This is a genomic window from Saccharospirillum sp. (assembly GCF_039982735.1).
Classification (GTDB): Bacteria; Pseudomonadota; Gammaproteobacteria; order Pseudomonadales; family Natronospirillaceae; genus Saccharospirillum.
In genome coordinates this window covers 79306-97018 of the sequence record NZ_JBDWXV010000009.1, presented here as the reverse complement: position 1 = coordinate 97018, position 17713 = coordinate 79306, and the positions used below count along the sequence as shown (strand labels likewise).

The following is a 17713-nucleotide window of genomic DNA, read 5'->3' as shown; positions in this document are numbered from 1 at the left end:
CTGATGACAACGTTAGACATTGCCATGTTTATGCAAAGCCAGCAGATTGTCAACAGACCTGCATAACTTAGCTCGTATAGGCTAACTGCCCTATGATACCTATCCCAAGTAATCGAGTTGTCGGAATTACAAACTGAAACATTTTCCAATTGACAACAATGTCATTGGAGGGGTAAAAATAGCCCCACAAATTGACAACATTGTCATTTGAGACGATCAAACTGCAATTACAACAACAATCTAAGGTGTAATGCCATGACAAACACGTTCAGCAAGCAGCAGAGTGCTTCAGCCATGAAGCGCATCGCACTGGCAGCAATGGCTGCGTCCGTATCCTGTTCCGCAGTCGCTACCGAAACACTGAGCCTGTGGTACCACGGCGCCGGGAACCCGGCCGAAATGGAAGTTCTCGGCTCCATTATCAGCGACTTCAATGCTAGCCAGAATGACTGGGCAGTTGAAATTCAGTCTTTCCCTCAGAACTCTTACAACTCGTCCATCGTCGCAGCCGGTCTATCGGATAATCTGCCGGATATCCTCGATGTGGATGCTCCAGTCATGCCGAACTGGGCCTGGTCCGGATACCTGGCACCGTTGGATATACAGGAAGACCAGTTGGCAGGGTTTCTGCCTGGTACGATCGGCCGGTATGAGGGCGAGCTTTACTCCATCGGCTTTTGGGACGCCGCGGTTGCCATGTTTGCGCGTCGTTCGGTCCTGGAGAAGCACAACATCCGAATTCCAACGCTCGAAAGCCCCTGGACCAAGGATGAATTCAATAGCGCGCTGGCAAATCTCGATGCCAGCGGTGACTTCAAATACCCGCTGGATCTGGGAATGGCTTCGACAGGGGAGTGGTATTCATACGCCTTTGGTCCTTTCCTGCACAGTTTTGGCGGCGACCTGATGGACCCCTCAGTGCCAACAGCCGAAGGCGTATTGAATGGCAGCGCCGGTATTGAATTCGGCGAGTGGTGGCAAATGCTGTTTGAGCAGGAGTGGACGCCAGGCACGTCACAGGATGGCGGTGACCGAGAGACCGGTTTCCTGAATGGTGATTACGCCTTGCAGTGGAATGGTAACTGGGCGGCACCAGCCGCGTTAGCGCAATTTGGCGACGATCTACTGCTTCTACCCGCACCGGATATGGGCGAAGGGTCCTTTATCGGCTCTGGTTCCTGGCAGTTTGCGGTGACCAAATCGTCCGACAAGCAGGAAGGCGCCAACGCGTTTATCCAGTTTGCACTGAAAGACAAATACGTGGCAGCTTTCTCCAATACCACCGGTCTGATTCCAGCCACTGAAAGTGCGGCAACAATGACCAGCGACTACGCAGCAGGCGGTGATCTTGAGGTCTTTTACGAACTGAGCAATGAACAGGCACGCAATCGCGTTATCACACCGGGATACGGCGTGGCCTCTCTCGAATTCGAGAAGGCGCTGCGTGACCTTGCCAATGGTGCCGACGTTGCCGATACGCTGGATGCAGCAACCGACGCCATCAATGACGACCTGGAAAAGAACAATGGATACCGTTAAGTCTACATTCACCGACACGACAGCTGCCCCTGAGGGGGCGGCGTTGTCCGGGGAAAGGACAGTTAAGGTCAATAAATCCGGTTTTAACAAGCAAAACCTTGCCGGTTGGTTGATGGCGTTTCCTGCGTTTAGTTTGATCACGTTGTTCCTGGTCATTCCTTTCCTTTTGGCGTTCATTCTGTCGTTTACCAACCAGCGGTTGATGTCGCCTAATGAAACCGAATGGGTGGGCCTGGACAACTTTCAGGACATGCTCGGGCTGAGCACTTTCGTACTGGAGCCCGAACGGGATGTCAGTGGTGCCGTTGTGGTAGAAGATGGTGAAACTCAATTTCCCCGCTTGCGTCAATTCACACGCAACAACCCGGATTATCCCAACCTGGATGGCAAGCGTCGCTGGCTAACCCTGCCCTGGTTTAACGACAGTCAATTCGTGGTATTAGCTTCCGATGTCGTGTTTATGAAAGCCCTGGTGAACACCGTTCTGTTTGTCAGCATTGTGGCACCGACCCAGGCGTTTATTGCATTGCTGCTGGCGCTGATGATCAACCAAAAATTGAGAGGGGTGAACGTATTTCGAGCGATCTATTTCATGCCAGTGGTCATTTCCATCGTTGTGATCTCTTTTCTATGGCGCTTTATCTACGATGGTGAAAACGGACTGCTTAACAGCCTGTTGCAATTTGTCACCTTCGGGGCTTTTAAGCCGGTGGACTGGCTGGGCAACCCCGATACCGCGCTGGGGTCCATTATGGCGATGTCGATCTGGCAGGCCGTAGGGTTTCACATGGTGATTTGGTTATCAGGTCTGCAAACCATACCCAAAGAGCTGTATGAGGCGGCAACGCAGCTCGGCGCCAATGGCTGGCAGACGTTCCGTTATGTGACTTGGCCCGGCCTGCGTAACACGGCCATTCTGGTCATGGTGGTAATCACCATGCAAGCCTTTGCGCTCTTTGCTCAGGTAGATGTTATGACCCGGGGCGGCCCGCTCGACAGCACCCAAACGTTGGTCTATCAGGCTGTGCAGCGAGGCTACGGCAAACAGGATATCGCTGGTGGTTCAGCGCTGTCAGTAGTGCTGTTTGTATTTGTGCTAGCGATTTCGCTGTTCCAACGTTACCTGACCCGGGAGAAGAACTAATGGATCGTTACTCCAAGCTCTCATTGGCCGTGCGTTACTTACTGCTTATCTGGGTGGCATTGATTTTTATCTTCCCGGTCGTGTTCATGGTGGTGTCCTCGTTAAAACCGGACTTGCAGTTACTGCAGGACAGTACCTCCATTCGCGCTTTTTTACCGGTAGGTGATATCTCGCTGGACAACTACCGCGAAGCGTGGGAGCGGGTACCAATAGTCCGGTTTGTCTTCAATTCGTTGTTTGTTACGGCCAGTACTTTGGTGTTGTCGCTGTTTCTCTGTTCGATGGCTGCTTTTGCCTTTGTGTTTCTAAATTTCTGGGGAAAGTCGGTGTTGTTTTCCATCATTCTTGCGACGTTTATTGTTCCTTTCGAAACGATTGCCATTCCGATGTTAATGCTGGTTAACAATTTACCCTGGATTGGGCTGGACGGCTTCGAGATTGGTTGGATGAACAGTTATCAAGTACAGATCATTCCCTTTTTGGCGGATGCACTGACGATCTTTTTGTTTGTCCAGTATTTCAAGGATTTACCGGGCGAGATTGTTGAAGCGGCACGCGTCGACGGCGCTACCTGGTTCCAGATATACGCGCGAATTATATTGCCTTTGTCGGGGCCGATTATCGCTACCGCAGCCATCCTGAAGTTCCTGGTGATGTACAATCAATACCTCTGGCCATTGATGACGACCCAATCCGATCAGTACCGACCGGTCATGGTGGGACTGCAGTATTTTTTCCAAATGAATACAGCCTGGGGAGAAATCATGGCCTATCTGTCATTGATTACTTTGCCTGTACTGGCATTTTACCTGGCGTTGCAAAAAGCATTTATCTCCAGCATTGCTTCGACCGGGGTCAAGGGTTAGTGGCAATCCATGGAAATTCACGAATCGTTGCACTTCGTCTTTGACTCTGTGAAGGGTCATACCGATGAAACCCAGGTAAAGTGCTATTCAAGAGATAACCTGTTGGTTGTTCATTGAGATTTTTTCAGCGGGCTCAGCTTTTCGTTCCATTGCTCAAGATTAGGTTGAAAGCGACAACCTCTCCAGACACACCGGGCATCCAGTAACCCGTTGTGAGTACCCGAGGCCTGGATTCAGAGGGTGGAACGATTACTGGTAATGCCCATGGTCGTTGCAATAATGCGAACGTACTGTCTGAGTTTAACACCGCCCAGTTATTGATCAGGATCAATTTTTTGAGCCCGGTAAGCGCTACCTTTGGCCAACAACGTCAGGCAGCCAGAGGATACCCCCATGAATGCCGCCAGGAACCCGCTGGATACCGTCACCTTTGATGGTCCCAAAGCCACTCAGGGCTATAACCTGAACAAGATGTGTTACTCCTTCAATGAGGCCAGTTCCCGTGAAGCCTTTAAAGCGGACGAAGCCGCTTATTGTGATCGGTTTGGGCTGACCAACGAACAGAAAGCAGCCATTCTCAAACGCGATATTCTGCGCCTGCTGGAACTCGGCGGCAGTATTTATTATCTGGCGAAATTCGCGGGCTTGCTGGGCTTGTCGGTTCAGGACGTCGGTGGTTTGCAAACGGGGATGAGCACAGAAGCATTCAAAGAAAAGCTGGTACGGGCGGGAGACTGACTATGGCTAAGATCATCGGTGCCGTCGGCACATCACACATCCCGGCCATTGGCAAAGCCATGGACCAGGGGCTGGAACAAACGCCTTACTGGAAAGACTTTTTCGATGCCTATCCGCCGGTTCGGAACTGGCTGAACGAGCAGCAACCGGATATCGCTGTGGTGTTTTACAACGATCATGGTTTGTCGTTCTTTCTCGACAAGAAGCCGACCTTTGCCATTGGAGCGGCACCGGAATATACCAATGCCGACGAAGGCTGGGGCATTCAACCCATAGCCCCCATCACCGGTGAAACCGAGCTTGCCTGGCACATCATCAACAACCTGATAGAAGACGAATTCGATGTCACCGTCTGCCAGGAATTGCGGGTTGACCATGGACTCACCGTGCCCATGACGCTGCTGTGGCCGAACGAGGAATACCGCAAGATCAAGGTGATTCCCGTTGCCATTAACTGCGAACGGCACCCCATGCCCAAGCCGTCCCGGTCTTACAAGCTGGGTCAGTCGATCGGGCGGGCGATTCAGTCGTGGGACAGCGATGAGAAGGTGGTTGTTCTGGGTACCGGTGGACTGTCACACCAGCTAGATGGTGCCCGCGCCGGCTTCATCAACAGGGAGTTTGACCTGTACTGCATGGACAAGCTGGTGACGAGCCCGGAGGCGTTGCTGGGTTATACCAACGCCGATCTGACCGAAACGGCCGGTGCCCAGGGCGTTGAGCTGGCCATGTGGCTGGCGATGCGGGGTGCGCTGGAAGGTGACGTCAAGTTGTTGCACCAGAACTATCACATTCCGGTCTCCAACACCGGAGCCGGGCTGATGTTGCTTGAGCCGTCTTAACCACCGCGCTTTATCACCGCATCCACATAGCTGCAGGAGGCGTGAATGTCGTAGCCCTGCTCCCTGGCCCAGGCAAGCCCGGTATCGACCAGTTGACGCGCCAGGCCATGGTGACGCAGTGCGGGTGGCACGAACGTATGGTCGAAATCGACCTGGCTAGAGCCCTGGGGGTGGTGATACGTCAGTGACGACGTTTCACCGTCCATCTCGATTACAAAACGGTGGTGTTCGGGCTGATGCTGAACATCAGGCATAGCGAGCTCCTGCAAAACGGGTTACGAATTCTTGTGCAGCAGGGATTCCATGGTATCGACCAGCTCAGCCCATTCGGCGTCGTCATCGCGCATCCGGGTCAGCGTCAGACGTTGTTCGAAGCTTAGAAAGTCCGCCTCGGAAACATCTTCATCCTGCCCGAGATGATGGTGCCGGAAGAAGGCTTCTATGGCGTCCTGGCTGCTGTCGAGCCCCAGTTGGTCGAATAGCGTGGTCATATCCGGTAAGGGTGTCAGCATACGATGTACCCCCCACGTGCAGTTAGCGTGAGCACTAAGCATAGCTGTTTCATATGACACTACCATTGCCGGGCGCCAAACGGATGCCCAGCCCCCGTAAAACCGTCAATCTGGATGAACAGCGGCTCAGATGGCCCGTCCCTCTATCTCCTGGCGCAAACGCTCGAGGTTGCGCTGGCTTTGGGTAGATTGTGGGTAGATATCCAGCACCTGTTCGTAGGCCCGTATCGCTGCGGCCGGTTGCTGCAGACGCGCGAAAATCGACCCTAGCCCGGCCAGGGCACCAAAATGTCGGGGTTCAAGCGTCAGTGTCTGTTCAATATCGGCCATCGACTGACTGATGTCGCCGCGCAGGTAGTGCAGGGTGGCCCGTTTGTTCCAGGCTTCGGCGAACTCGGGTTCTTCGTCAATCAGCTGGTCGAACATCCCGAGGGCATCATCAAATTCACCGCGCTGCATGGCGCGAACGCCCCGGCGCAACTGCCGGGTTGCTTCATCTGTTGGCCCCCGGCTCCACAGCACCCAGATTTGCTGTTCAATCACCGAGGAGACGTTAACCCCGGGTGAGGATTGCAGTTCATCGAAAAGGGGGTCGAGTCGTTCGTCATTCTGGTCGGCATTTACGCCGGTTGTGAGCCACAATATCGCGGCCATCAGCCAGGTCCAGTGGGTGTGTCGGACGCAGTGCATCACAGGTACCTCCATCCGGGTGTAGCGAGTTATTCGCTACACGAACCAGAATAGACCATTAAAAACGGCGGTGGAGGTTTGGGTGATTTAGAAATTGGCGGGTGTAGTCGCCGAAACGATCTGGCAGGGTTCATCAAACGGGTTTCGAAAGCGGTGCGGCCGGGTCGAGTCGAAATAATAGGCATCGCCAGTTTTCAGCTCGTACACCTCGGTGCCCACGGTCAACTCAAAGCGGCCGCTGATGACCAGGCCCGCTTCTTCGCCTTCATGCACGTAGAGGTCGGCTCCGGTATCGGAACCGGGTTCGTAGGTTTCGATCATAAAGGCCAGGGCGCGGCGGCCATAGGCCTTGCCCACCAGCTTCATGCTGACATCGTTGACCGACAGATCCATGAATTCATCCGGGCTGTACACCACTGGTTGGCTGGCATCGGCCTCCGCCTCTTCGGCAAAGAACTCGACCAGTGACATCGGAATGCCTTGCAGCACTTTCTTCAGCGAGCCGACACTGGGGCTAACACTGTTCTTTTCGATCATCGAAATGGTGCTGTTGGTAACACCGGCGCGCTTGGCCAGCTCGCGCTGCGACAGGCCTTTCTGTTTGCGTATAACTTTGAGTCGTTCACCCACATCCAAGGGTTGCTTCCTCCGGTAACGAGCATTATTCAATCGAAAGCGGCATGATAAGACACCTGACGCCGGGCATTCATTATTTTTTACAGAGTGTAGCAAATACTGGCAACCGTGCGGTATGCCTATTTAAAACTCACGTTTTGGCGTTTGGGTTGGCTTGGAGGCACTGGTCCGTGTCAGGCACCGGGTAGGCCTATACGGGGGCGGCGTAAACCCGTCCATGGGGCCTAGACCGCATGATATGAATCCCTTCCATGGGATTCACCCGTCGGGCTCGCTTCGCTCATGCTAAAACGCTCCTGGCGTTTTAGTTCATGTTGCGGACTACCCCGGATAGGCCTACCCGGCCCCTGGCACTCGGTAAGTTGCCAGCTTTGAAACGGGAGTTGTAAAAACGCTCGAAGTGTGTCAAAAATACCGAACATTCGACGATTATAATTGACGGCCATCCCTTTATGCACGCCACTCGCAGTACCTACCTGAACCCCCAAACCCACACCGATGATCACCCGGCGTCCTACTACGCCGCCACGGCGAACCCAGACGCTCAGGTTCGTTATCCGACGCTCACCGAGTCCGTCGAGGCCGATGTCTGCGTTGTTGGTGGCGGGTTTAGTGGGGTTAATACCGCGTTGGAACTGGCTGACCGGGGCTACAAGGTGGTGTTACTGGAAGGAAGACGCATTGGCTGGGGCGCCAGTGGCCGCAACGGTGGGCAATTGATTCGCGGTGTTGGCCATGGGCTCGAACCGTTTCGCAAGGCGCTAGGGCAGGAGGGCATCGACGCCGTTACCCAAATGGGCTATGAATCGGTCGACATCATTCGTCAGCGAGTCGCCCGGTTTAACATTCAGTGCGATCTGAAGTGGGGCTATTGCGATTTGGCTCTGCGCCCACGGCATCTCAAAGACCTGGACGCCGATTATGAGGAGCTGAAAGCCACCGGTTACGCCCATAAAATTGAACGCATCGGCAAAGACCGCATGCACGAAGTGGTTGGGTCCGACCGCTACATTGGTGGCCTTGTCGACTATGGCGCCGGTCACTTGCACCCGCTGAACCTGATCACCGGCGAAGCCGCTGCAGCCGCGGGACTGGGTGTGCGTATTTTTGAGAACAGCCTGGTTACCGGGGTGCAATACGGAACGCAGGTGCGTGTAACAACCGAGCAGGGCGAAGTCCGCGCCGAGCGACTGGTGCTGTGCGGCAACGCCTATGTGGCGGGCCTGAACGACACTCTGGCCGGGAAGGTACTGCCGGCGGGAAGCTACGTAATGGCCACCGAGCCCCTCACCGAAGCTCAGGCCAAACAGGTGCTGCCGCAGGATATGGCAGTCTGCGATTTGAACGTCGCGCTCGACTACTACCGCCTAAGCGCCGACCGCCGCCTGCTGTTCGGTGGCCTGTGTAACTACTCGGGCCGCGACCCGGCCTCTATAGAAGCAGCACTGAAACCCCACATGGATAAAGTATTCCCCTACCTCAAAGATCTGCGCATCGACTACCAGTGGGGCGGCATGATCGGCATCGGCGCCAACCGCTTCCCGCAGGTGGGCCGACTGCAACCCAATGTCTACTACGCCCAGGCCTATTCCGGCCACGGCCTCAACGTCACCCACCTGGCCGGCCGACTGATTGCCGAGAGCATTCACCAGGAAAGCAAACGACTGGATATCTTCGAAAAGGTAAAGCACATCACCTTCCCCGGCGGCCCAAAATTCCGCTCACCCATCCTCGCACTGGGCATGCTGTACCATCGATTACGGGATGTGATTTGACGAAAGATAGAACAGTCATCGCTTTCCGCGATAGCCCCCTTACCCCGTAGGGGGCCAGCCACCCGGGCGACAGGAAGCAAACCTACCCCAGTACCCAAACCCCAACCAACCCCACCAAAAAAAACTTGCCAACCCGGACACGGAGTGACATGGTGAAAACACAACTTATTTTGCCTTGGTGTGCCCTGTAACCGGCCGGGTGGTAGCTAGTTTAAAGGGTTTTAGCGGGAACTTTACTCCCTCAACCTATTCCGATTGAAACCGAGGATAGCCTGCGGAATGAAGCTTATGCACCTTCTGATCGATTCGTCTGTTTGCGCTCCATCCAATTGCTAGTGATTTTATGAAAGATGGTGCGACAAGGATGAATGGAGTAAAAGATTGTGCGACGAATCAGGGATATCACCGTGGATATGTAACAAATATGATTATGTATCCTGGTTGGCCATTAGATTTGCTAGTTTTTACGGGTAATTATTTGTTTGATGGAAAGAGTTGGAAAGTAGGTTTATGGCTCTGGGGTGGGGTATACAAGGGATAGGTTTGTGGTCCGAGGGTTTTGATGGGCTTGGATCTTGTGCATTATTTGATATGAAGAAACTGTTATGCCTCAGGAGAATTCAGTGCCCGATGAAAAGTCTGTAGAGCATGAAATAGCCACGCTTAAATGGATAGTTGAAATTCACGAATCACAGGGTGCCACTAAGTCATGTGGATTTTGCAGAATGGTCTGGCTTGGAGTCTTGGTCGCCAGTACTGCTTTTGTCGTAGTTTCATACAACTACCACTTTGTGCAGGTCGGCTTTTTACTTTTTGGGGCAGCCATTGCTGGTGGAGCATTCATGGCTGTGGGGCTATTCTCACAAAGTACCGCTAGCCTGGGCATTATGAGCCGGTATGTTGATATTGAATCGGTGAAAAAGCGCCTTAATGAACTACAAGCATAACCAGTCGCAGCAGTTCGCGGCCGATGGCCGCCGGACGTCCCTGACAGGCCGCCGCTGTGCTCAACGTTATATTTATAGGAGAAGTTCCAGTTGAACTGGATTGTTGAGGTCTTTTCAGATAAATCCGATCAGGCCAGACTGGTTGCAATACTGATATCAGCGGTAGTAGCGATTTTTGTCGTATTACTTAATCAATGGTTTATGTCAAAGCGTTCCAAGCGTGAATTGCTAATCGAAAAAATTGAAGAATTGTTTTCAGCATCTAATGAATATGTCTCTGCATGCAGGGAATTGATGGACGCTCTCGCTCAACAGGATATTGATCGCCCAGGAAAGTACTACGAGTACCCTAGCGAGTCAGTGAACAAACTGAATGACTCCATAACCAAGATGCAAATGATCTGTGGCCTGTATTTTAAAGCAGTAGAGTTCTCTCCAGATGACTTCTACATATGGCGTATGCCAATCTTGGAAATTGCGCATAAAGGAAAGTCGCTTCCTGAGGGCGAGGGCCAAATGGCTTATGAGGACTCGAAGGCTCATATTAGAAAAAGCAGAGAGCAGCTAGATAACCTATGTAAAAGGCTGATGCACAAGCATGGGCACTAAAAACATAACAAGCAAAGGCAGCATCGCCCAGCGGGCTGGAAGTGCTAAAGCGCGCCGCTCCTTTGGGCGTTATAGCTATGAGTGAATCACACCTGAGGAGTATCGGGTTCAAGGAGGCTGGAACGTTCAGCAAGCCTGCTGTGGCAAAAACCCAGCTTAACCGCGCCATAGACTTATTTCTACAGCAGGATTTTATCTGCAGCCTTACCTTGGCGGGGGCGGCAGACGCAGTTCTGGCGGGTATTCTGATTAGCCAAGGAGAAGAGCCGGCACACGAAGCGTCTTACTATCTTCTTAAAACCTTTCGGAAAGTTCTGGACCTTGATCCTGTCATCGACCAGAAGTCTAAAGCGGCAATTTTCAGAGAATGGAATAGCGGTCGTAATCGGCTAAAACATCATGATGAAAAGGATGATTTGGAATTTCAAATGAACGACTGTGATGAAGCGTACTGGATGATTCGTCGCGCGCTGAGGAATGCGGCAAAGCTTGGTCTAGAAATTGTTCAAAAGGAAATTTTTGATGCATGGGCTGAAGCCAATGTCAGGCTATAACAATTCGCTGTGATAATTGTTGAGACATCCACTTTAAGTGGCTATTAAGAAGTGGTTAGTAATAGTTTTAATCTATGAAAACGGTCATGCGTCTTGTTATTTAAGCCATCAACTCAGCCAACCAATCCATAAACACCCGCACTCTCCGGGCCATTGCCCGGCGGTGCGGGTACAACAATGACATGGTCATGGGCTCGGCCGGGTAACCCGGCATGATTTCCACCAGCTCCCCCCGTTCAAGGTAGTCCTGAATTCCGAGTTTAGGCACCTGGATGATCCCCAAGCCAGACAAGCAGGCATGGAGGTACGCTTCGGTACCGTTCACGGTCAAGGCGGCCTCCATGGGAATATTCCGTGATTCCCTGCCATCCCAATACTCCCAGCCCGGCTCTCCACTTCCCAGGGTTTGGGTATAGTGAATCAGTTTATGCTCGGCTAAATCGTCCAGCGATTCAGGCGTACGATATTGAGCTAAATAAGCCGGGCTCGCGCAGCTCGCCACTGGCAAGCGCCCCAATGGCCTGGCAATAAGGTTGGAGTTACTCAAAGGCCCAACCCGCAGCACGCAGTCAAACCCGTCCCGAACCAGGTCCACCCGGTAATCGGTTGTGCTTAATTCCACGTCGATGCCCGGGTAGCGCTGTTTAAAGTCTGACAAATGTGGCAACACCAACCGGCAGGCGGTCCCGGTCGGCATATCAACGCGAACGCGACCGGTCAGCACTGTCTCGGCGCGACGGAATAGGGTGGTCGCGTCTTCTACATCGGCCAACAGATCGCGGCAGCGCTCATAGAAGACTTCGCCATCGGGGGTCAGGTGCACTCGGCGGGTGGTGCGGTTGAATAAACGTGTGCCCAGCCAGCTTTCCAGTTGCTTGACGGCCTCTGAAACACTGGCCTTGGGTAGCCCCAGGCTGTCAGCCGCTTGGGTAAAGCTGGCCAACTCAGCCACTCGGGCAAACACCTCCATACGCTCCAATCGGTCCATTTCTCACCTATTGTTCGTGATATACAGACAGTGTAATCAAATAGAGGCTATTTATTAATATTTTTCGGTCAATAAACTGATTCATGCCCAATCACTCAATGAGGAGCATGAACAATGATGACACCAATCGCTTTGATCACCGGTGGTAGCCGCGGCCTGGGCCGCAGCATGGTACTTAACCTGGCTCGAAAGGGGGTGGATGTTGTGTTCACCTATCGGGAACGTGAAGCGGAGGCCGCGGCGCTGGTCCAGGCGGTAAATGACCTGGGTCAACAGGCCGCTGCGTTGCAGCTGGATGTGGCAAAGGGTTCCGGATTTGAAGCCTTCGCTACTCAACTGCAACAGACATTGGACCAACAGTGGCAGCGCTGCCGCTTCAACTACCTGGTCAATAATGCCGGGGTCGGTGTGCACAAAACGTTCGAGGAAACTACAGAGGACGAGTTCGACCAACTGATGAACATTCATCTGAAGGCCCCTTTCTTCCTCACTCAGCAACTGGTGCCTCTATTGGAAGATGGCGGTGCCATACTGAATGTCTCCAGCGGTCTGACTCGTTTTGCCATACCCGGGTACGCCGCTTATGCCACCATGAAGGGTGGCATTGAGGTACTCACGCACTATTTGGCAAAAGAGCTGGGCGAGAGGGGGATACGCGTAAACACACTCGCACCGGGTGCGATTGAAACGGACTTCGGAGGCGGGGCTGTGCGAGATAACCAGGAACTCAATCAGTTTCTGGCCAGCCAGACGGCCTTGGGGCGGGTAGGCGTGCCGGAAGACATCGGGCCGGTCGTAGCCTACCTCCTGCAGGACGAAAACCGCTGGGTTACCGCACAACGGATTGAAGCGTCAGGCGGGATGTTCCTGTAATTCACCCGGAGACTACCCCTTGGCAGGCTGCTGAAATTCCTGGAACTTCGGCAGCCTGCTGAATGTTAGCTGCTTCGATTTCAGGAGACGCTTGTTCCTCTCTGATTGAGCCCTTCATCAGGCCTTGGCGAGCAAATCTAACCGCTGAAACCCATTACGGGCAAACACGCGCTCAACCGGCAAAAATTTGTTAGCCTTAGGTCCTATTCGGTCGAATGCTATATTGGTGTCTGAACCTATGATGACCTCGTAGCGTTCTGCTAATCACAAACCAGGGGGTGTTTAATCTATGGAAATGGACGATCCAGTCAACGTATTCGGTGAAAAACTGGAAATTTGCGGTCAGGATCCTGTCACCGGGTTTTACCGGGACGGTCATTGCAATACCTGCGAACAGGATGTCGGTTCCCATACCGTCTGCATTGAAGCGTCGAAGTCGTTCCTGGACTATTCGAAGTCCAAGGGGAATGACCTGTCAACGCCCCGGCCAGAGTTTGGTTTCAACGGGTTAAAGCCGGGCGACAGCTGGTGTGTCTGTGCGGCACGCTGGTTGGAAGCGGTTGAGGGCAATGCGGCACCGAGGCTCAACCTGAAGAGTACCCATATTAAAGCACTGGACATTATTCCAATGGACCTGCTGAAGAAGTACGCGGCGGATTTGAATTAACCCAAGCCCGGTTCAGAGGCTCCCTAGGTACTCAAACGCCAAAAAATCGGTACTCGTGTATTAGGTGTTAGTCACATTTCAATTCGGAGTTAATCTAAAAGGACGTAGCTATGTATCATGGGTCTTGCCTATGCGGTGCCATAAAAGTCGAACTCAATGGAGCTATTGAAGACATTATTCATTGTCATTGTTCGCTGTGTAGAAAAAACAGTGGAACCGCTTATGCGACAAATGGCTTTATCAATACCAGTGAGTTTCGCGTCATCGACCCGGAAAATAATCTTGGTGCTTACTCGTTTAAGCCGGGTAAAAATAGACACTTCTGCAAAGTGTGCGCATCCCCTATCTACAGTTCAAACGCAGATGACCCAAGCAGGCTAAGAATCCGCCTGGGTATTCTGGATTCGGATATAACAGAAAGGCCGGTTTCCCATAATTTTGTGTCTTCAAAAGCAAACTGGGATAACCTGAATGCAGAATTACCCGAATATGACGGTTTTGAACCATCAAGATAGAGAAAGCAACTAGTCCGTCTTGTCGGAGAAAGAATTCCCTCCGGTCACACAGACGAAAATGCATGGGTGACTCGCAATCCTAGGCTTAAAAGCCGGGCGTTATGTGTATTTTACCAACTGTCTATAGATTGGCTGAAGAAAAGGTTGCTATTGCTGATTTTGTCGGTTCCTGCCTTTGTGGCACGGTAAGGTTTGCAGTAAAGGGCGATTTTGACAGCTTTTACCAGTGTCATTGTCAGCACTGCCAAAAAGATACAGGAACGGCTCATGCGGCAAACCTGTTCTCACAGTCAGCTGTATTGACCTGGCAGTCGGGTGCAGAGGCGGTGACTTCCTTTACGCTTCCTGGCACTCGTCATAGAAAGAGCTTCTGTAAGGTGTGTGGTTCAGCATTGCCGGGTACTCAGATTGCCGGTTTGCTCGTCGTCCCAGCAGGGTGTTTGGACACTGAAACCAGCGTGGTGCCAACAGCTCACATCTTTTTATCCAGCAAGGCGGCCTGGGAGGGGCATTTAGGTGAAGTACCAACGTTCGAGGGGGCGCCAACCTAAGCATTCATCACATCCCAGGTGTTGCTGGCGAGCGTGCCAGGGCGGCTTAACTCATAGCCGGGTTTAAGGCCACCCAAGCCTAGTGAGCCCATTGAGTGGTCAGCTCTTTCCCGACTGACGGACAATACTCTATTCTGGTGTCGAATCTGTTGTCCTTCGTTCTACTGTAATGTGCCTACTGGCGGACATTACCCTGGGAGTAACCCTATGAAGATTCCGATCGAAACGGTTGTAAAAGCCATTTCGGCTATACTCGGCAACCAGAGCATTGGCGATGATGGCTGTACGCGGCTCTACCCTATTGACTGATCATTATTACAAGGAGGCAACGCCATGGCGAATATCATCGTATGCGCGGACGGAACCTGGAACCGTCCCGAGGAAGACCTCGAAGAAGATCACCCCAGCAATGTGTTAAGGCTTGCCCGAGCCATTACTCCCGAACAGGGTGGCCAGCGCCAGCATGTCTTCTATGACTGGGGGCTGGGGTCTTATCACAGCAAATTGTCCGCCGGAGCCACCGGTCGTGGTATTCACAAAAACATTGTCGATGGCTATCGGTACATTGTTCAGAACTATCATCCCGGTGATCGTATCTATCTGTTCGGATTCAGTCGCGGCGCTTATACGGTGCGCGCACTGAGTGGGCTGATCAATAACTGCGGCATTCTGAAACGAGTGGATGCCCCGTTAATCGCCGAAGCCTGGAAGATTTACAAAAGCCCTGTGGCCAGGAACAGCCCGAGCGGTGCAAACGCCGTTGCGTTTCGGCAGCGCCATGCACACTCAACGCGCAACGTCCATTTTGTTGGCGTCTGGGATACGGTTGGATCCCTGGGTATTCCCTTCAGTTTAATGGGGCTGCTAGACAGTCACGACGAATTTTACGATACCAAAATGGGGGCTAACGTGGCCATTGCCCGCCATGCTATTGCCATCGACGAGCAGCGGGAAGATTTTGAGCCAACCGTTTGGCTTCCCAGGCCCGGTGTGGATTTGAAACAAGTCTGGTTTGCGGGCGTGCATTCAGATGTCGGCGGCTCTTACCCACCTGACAAAGGCACCGGGTTATTGGCTTCCGACGTGCCGTTGAGTTGGATGATAAAAGAAGCCAAAGCGGCTGGGCTGAGTGTGGAGTCACATTTGGAGAGTGGCCTCACCGACGGTGTGCGGGCAAGGCTGCACAAAACCCGAAAACACGTATACCGCTTAAAGCGGCCTCTGCACCGGGAGCTGCAGCCAAAGGACAGGCCCATTCGAATTCACCCGAGTGTTAAGGCCCGCTATTTGGCTGATTCACAGTATCGGCCAAAGCAGTTGACGGCGCTCGTCGAACAAGTCGGGTGGGACAATCTGGATGTCGGCGATTAACCTCTAGTCCGGCCTGACATGCGTGGCCAGAATGCGTTGCTGTTCGGCCTGCACGCCCGGTGCGTTGCGCTGTTGCCATAAACGGTCTCGAGCATGACGGCCAGTGAGGGTGATATCGACGATAGGCTCCGGATAATCGCGCCCCAGCTGAAAACCGATCATGACAGCCTCCAGAGGGGGCAAGTCCCAGGGCGTGTGAAGATCAGGGTCAGACAGATCAGATAACTCTGGCACCCACTGGCGAATGAACTGACCGTCTGGATCGTGCTCCTGAGATTGCTTGACCGGGTTGTAGATCCGTACCGTATTGGTGCCAGTATGGCCCGCCTGCATTTGAAACTGGGCGTAGTGAATGCCCGGCTCGAAGTCCAGAAACTGTTTGGCCAGATGGTGCACCCCCCATCGCCAGTCTAGCCAGAGATGGTGCGTTAAAAAGCTGACCAGCATGGCGCGCATTCTGAAATTCAAATAGCCGGTGGCGATGACTGCACGCATGCAGGCATCCACAAGGGGGTAGCCTGTGTTACCGGTTTGCCAGGCGATCAGATCCGCCTCGGCTTTAGGCCCTTGCCGATATTCAATGGTGTTATAGCCCCGGTTTACCGGTTCAAATTCCATTCGTGATTCGCTCTCGAACTTCTGAATGAAATGGCCCTGCCAATGCAAACGGGAGGAGAACCCCTGTAATGCACGATGCCACCCCGGGCGATGCCAGTCTTCCTGTAATCGCTGATAAACCTGTCGAATGCTCAGGTTTCCCCAGGCAAGATAGGGTGACAGACGGGAGCAGCTATCGCGGCTCAGAAGAGGCTTGGAGATGTGTCTCGCGTAGTTCTGGCCGCGCGCCTCAAAGAACGACTGCAGCGTATGCCAGGCTGCGGTTTCCCCACCGGTCTGAAACTGGTCTGCTTGTTGTGGCCAGTCGGCCGGCCATGGCCAGTCATCCGCTACGCCGTTCACCGGAACGAGTCGCGCCAGGTCCGGATTAACCGGTTCAGCTTGCATGATGGATTGCCAGTGCTTGTCCCAGTGGTGGCGGTGAGTGAGGCCACGCTGAACGGCACCGTTGGGTGTTTCCTGCCAGTTTATGCCGTGGTCTCTACACCAGTTGGCGACGGCCTTGTCCCGCTCAAAGGTAAGGGCAAGGCCAGTTTCCTCGTGGCTGTGCAGGCTGATGATGTGATGGTCTTTGTGCAGTTGAGCCAGTATCTTCAAGGTATCGCCACTGCGCTTTACTACCCGGTTACCATAGGGTTTCAGGCGCCGGTTCATGTCCTGAATAGACTGGCGGATGAAGCGCCAGTGCCGCGCATCGTAATGCGGGTCGGTCAGTAAGTCTGGCTCGGCAATGTAGATCAACAGAACCGGGTATCCGGATTCGATGGCCTGTTGCAGCGGCGTGTGGTCGTGCAAACGCAGGTCACGCTTGAACCACACAACGCTGATGCCGTTACCCGGTTCGCTGCTGGAGTTGCTCAGTGTCATCGGTGCTTGTATTGGGTAGGGCAGTGGCTGCGTAACACCTGGCCATTGCGCAGGGCAATGTGCTTGGTGGCACGCTGGCTCACACGAGCGCGCCAGTTGCGGAAACTGGTTGGTTTGAGCAGCCGTTGCATCAGTCGAATAACATCGGCTTCAGACAGGCCGAACTGTGTCTCGATGGCATCGAAGGGCGTTCTGTCTTCCCAGGCCATTTCGATCAGGCGTGACTGTTCATCGACAGGCCATTGTTGAAAGCGACTCCAGAGTATAGACCGGCGCTGGCTCATGGCGTTGTGCTCTGTGCAAGGGGCGTGGTAAAAGCGGGTTTAAACATGCCACCTATACGCAATGGCATCTTGCTCGGATCAGAATCAGAGGGCCGTGAGAGAAGCGTGCTTAGGGTGAGCAACCTGA

General features: G+C 53.3%; 21 protein-coding genes. 14 read left to right on the top strand and 7 right to left on the bottom strand.

Features of this window, described 5'->3' with window-relative positions:
• The first annotated feature begins 255 nt into the window (after nucleotides 1-255).
• The 5 genes from ABJT94_RS06470 to ABJT94_RS06450 all read left to right on the top strand — a co-directional run bounded on the left by ABJT94_RS06470 (nucleotide 256) and on the right by ABJT94_RS06450 (nucleotide 5129).
• The gene (locus ABJT94_RS06470) at nucleotides 256-1539 is read left to right on the top strand and encodes an extracellular solute-binding protein (protein ID WP_348474869.1); all 1284 of its coding nucleotides are present in this window, start codon (nucleotides 256-258) and stop codon (nucleotides 1537-1539) included.
• Nucleotides 1526-2683 (top strand): sugar ABC transporter permease, encoded by a 1158-nt coding sequence (locus ABJT94_RS06465; protein WP_348474868.1) that lies wholly within the window; start codon nucleotides 1526-1528, stop codon nucleotides 2681-2683. The genes ABJT94_RS06470 and ABJT94_RS06465 overlap by 14 nt, the downstream gene beginning before the upstream one ends.
• The gene (locus ABJT94_RS06460; RefSeq protein WP_348474867.1) at nucleotides 2683-3549 is read left to right on the top strand and encodes a carbohydrate ABC transporter permease; all 867 of its coding nucleotides are present in this window, start codon (nucleotides 2683-2685) and stop codon (nucleotides 3547-3549) included. Before ABJT94_RS06465 ends, ABJT94_RS06460 begins: the two co-directional genes overlap by 1 nt.
• 393 nt (nucleotides 3550-3942) lie before the next feature.
• Nucleotides 3943-4287 carry a protocatechuate 4,5-dioxygenase subunit alpha gene (locus tag ABJT94_RS06455; RefSeq protein WP_348474866.1) on the top strand — a complete coding sequence of 115 codons (345 nt, stop codon included), beginning with the start codon at nucleotides 3943-3945 and terminating at the stop codon, nucleotides 4285-4287.
• A gap of 2 nt (nucleotides 4288-4289) precedes the next feature.
• Entirely contained in the window at nucleotides 4290-5129 is an 840-nt protein-coding gene (locus ABJT94_RS06450; RefSeq protein ID WP_348474865.1) for a class III extradiol dioxygenase family protein, read from the top strand.
• Here ABJT94_RS06450 and ABJT94_RS06445 read toward each other — a convergent pair.
• The 4 genes from ABJT94_RS06445 to ABJT94_RS06430 form a co-directional block, all read right to left on the bottom strand.
• On the bottom strand, nucleotides 5126-5383 hold the full coding sequence (locus tag ABJT94_RS06445; RefSeq protein ID WP_348474864.1) for a GNAT family N-acetyltransferase: 258 nt from the start codon (nucleotides 5381-5383) through the stop codon (nucleotides 5126-5128). The two genes, ABJT94_RS06450 and ABJT94_RS06445, sit on opposite strands and share 4 nt — an antisense overlap.
• 21 nt (nucleotides 5384-5404) lie before the next feature.
• Nucleotides 5405-5641: a DUF2789 family protein gene (locus ABJT94_RS06440; protein WP_348474863.1), complete on the bottom strand. Its 237-nt coding sequence runs from the start codon at nucleotides 5639-5641 to the stop codon at nucleotides 5405-5407.
• A 126-nt stretch (nucleotides 5642-5767) separates the two neighbouring features.
• Nucleotides 5768-6295, bottom strand: coding sequence for a tetratricopeptide repeat protein (locus ABJT94_RS06435; RefSeq protein ID WP_348485134.1), 528 nt, complete (start codon nucleotides 6293-6295; stop codon nucleotides 5768-5770).
• A 123-nt stretch (nucleotides 6296-6418) separates the two neighbouring features.
• Entirely contained in the window at nucleotides 6419-6967 is a 549-nt protein-coding gene (locus tag ABJT94_RS06430; RefSeq protein WP_127556981.1) for a cupin domain-containing protein, read from the bottom strand.
• A gap of 452 nt (nucleotides 6968-7419) precedes the next feature.
• Here ABJT94_RS06430 and ABJT94_RS06425 point away from each other — a divergent pair, with 452 nt between their 5' ends.
• The 4 genes from ABJT94_RS06425 to ABJT94_RS06410 all read left to right on the top strand — a co-directional run bounded on the left by ABJT94_RS06425 (nucleotide 7420) and on the right by ABJT94_RS06410 (nucleotide 10852).
• Entirely contained in the window at nucleotides 7420-8742 is a 1323-nt protein-coding gene (locus ABJT94_RS06425; RefSeq protein WP_348474862.1) for an FAD-binding oxidoreductase, read from the top strand.
• 623 nt (nucleotides 8743-9365) lie between these two features.
• Nucleotides 9366-9689 (top strand): hypothetical protein, encoded by a 324-nt coding sequence (locus tag ABJT94_RS06420; RefSeq protein ID WP_348474861.1) that lies wholly within the window; start codon nucleotides 9366-9368, stop codon nucleotides 9687-9689.
• A 90-nt stretch (nucleotides 9690-9779) separates the two neighbouring features.
• Entirely contained in the window at nucleotides 9780-10298 is a 519-nt protein-coding gene (locus ABJT94_RS06415; protein ID WP_348474860.1) for a hypothetical protein, read from the top strand.
• 77 nt (nucleotides 10299-10375) lie between these two features.
• The gene (locus ABJT94_RS06410; RefSeq protein WP_348474859.1) at nucleotides 10376-10852 is read left to right on the top strand and encodes a hypothetical protein; all 477 of its coding nucleotides are present in this window, start codon (nucleotides 10376-10378) and stop codon (nucleotides 10850-10852) included.
• Between the two features lie 100 nt (nucleotides 10853-10952).
• On the opposite strand, the gene ABJT94_RS06405 is transcribed toward ABJT94_RS06410, so the two are convergent.
• On the bottom strand, nucleotides 10953-11840 hold the full coding sequence (locus ABJT94_RS06405; protein ID WP_348474858.1) for a LysR family transcriptional regulator: 888 nt from the start codon (nucleotides 11838-11840) through the stop codon (nucleotides 10953-10955).
• A 114-nt stretch (nucleotides 11841-11954) separates the two neighbouring features.
• Between ABJT94_RS06405 and ABJT94_RS06400 the strand changes: the two genes are divergently transcribed.
• The 5 genes from ABJT94_RS06400 (at nucleotide 11955) to ABJT94_RS06380 (ending at nucleotide 15817) form a co-directional block, all read left to right on the top strand.
• Complete coding sequence (locus ABJT94_RS06400; RefSeq protein WP_348474857.1) at nucleotides 11955-12713, top strand: SDR family oxidoreductase; 759 nt, start codon at nucleotides 11955-11957, stop codon at nucleotides 12711-12713.
• A 289-nt stretch (nucleotides 12714-13002) separates the two neighbouring features.
• Nucleotides 13003-13380, top strand: coding sequence for a DUF2237 domain-containing protein (locus ABJT94_RS06395; RefSeq protein ID WP_348474856.1), 378 nt, complete (start codon nucleotides 13003-13005; stop codon nucleotides 13378-13380).
• Nucleotides 13381-13490: 110 nt separating this feature from the next.
• Nucleotides 13491-13895 (top strand): GFA family protein, encoded by a 405-nt coding sequence (locus ABJT94_RS06390; protein ID WP_348474855.1) that lies wholly within the window; start codon nucleotides 13491-13493, stop codon nucleotides 13893-13895.
• Nucleotides 13896-13996: 101 nt separating this feature from the next.
• On the top strand, nucleotides 13997-14446 hold the full coding sequence (locus tag ABJT94_RS06385; protein ID WP_348493906.1) for a GFA family protein: 450 nt from the start codon (nucleotides 13997-13999) through the stop codon (nucleotides 14444-14446).
• 333 nt (nucleotides 14447-14779) lie between these two features.
• Entirely contained in the window at nucleotides 14780-15817 is a 1038-nt protein-coding gene (locus tag ABJT94_RS06380; RefSeq protein WP_348474853.1) for a DUF2235 domain-containing protein, read from the top strand.
• A 3-nt stretch (nucleotides 15818-15820) separates the two neighbouring features.
• Here the strand turns inward: ABJT94_RS06380 and ABJT94_RS06375 are convergent, their stop codons facing one another.
• Both ABJT94_RS06375 and ABJT94_RS06370 read right to left on the bottom strand, forming a co-directional pair.
• Nucleotides 15821-17302 carry a deoxyribodipyrimidine photo-lyase gene (locus ABJT94_RS06375; protein ID WP_348474852.1) on the bottom strand — a complete coding sequence of 494 codons (1482 nt, stop codon included), beginning with the start codon at nucleotides 17300-17302 and terminating at the stop codon, nucleotides 15821-15823.
• The gene (locus ABJT94_RS06370; protein ID WP_348474851.1) at nucleotides 17299-17586 is read right to left on the bottom strand and encodes a TIGR03643 family protein; all 288 of its coding nucleotides are present in this window, start codon (nucleotides 17584-17586) and stop codon (nucleotides 17299-17301) included. Before ABJT94_RS06370 ends, ABJT94_RS06375 begins: the two co-directional genes overlap by 4 nt.
• Nucleotides 17587-17713 lie beyond the last annotated feature (127 nt).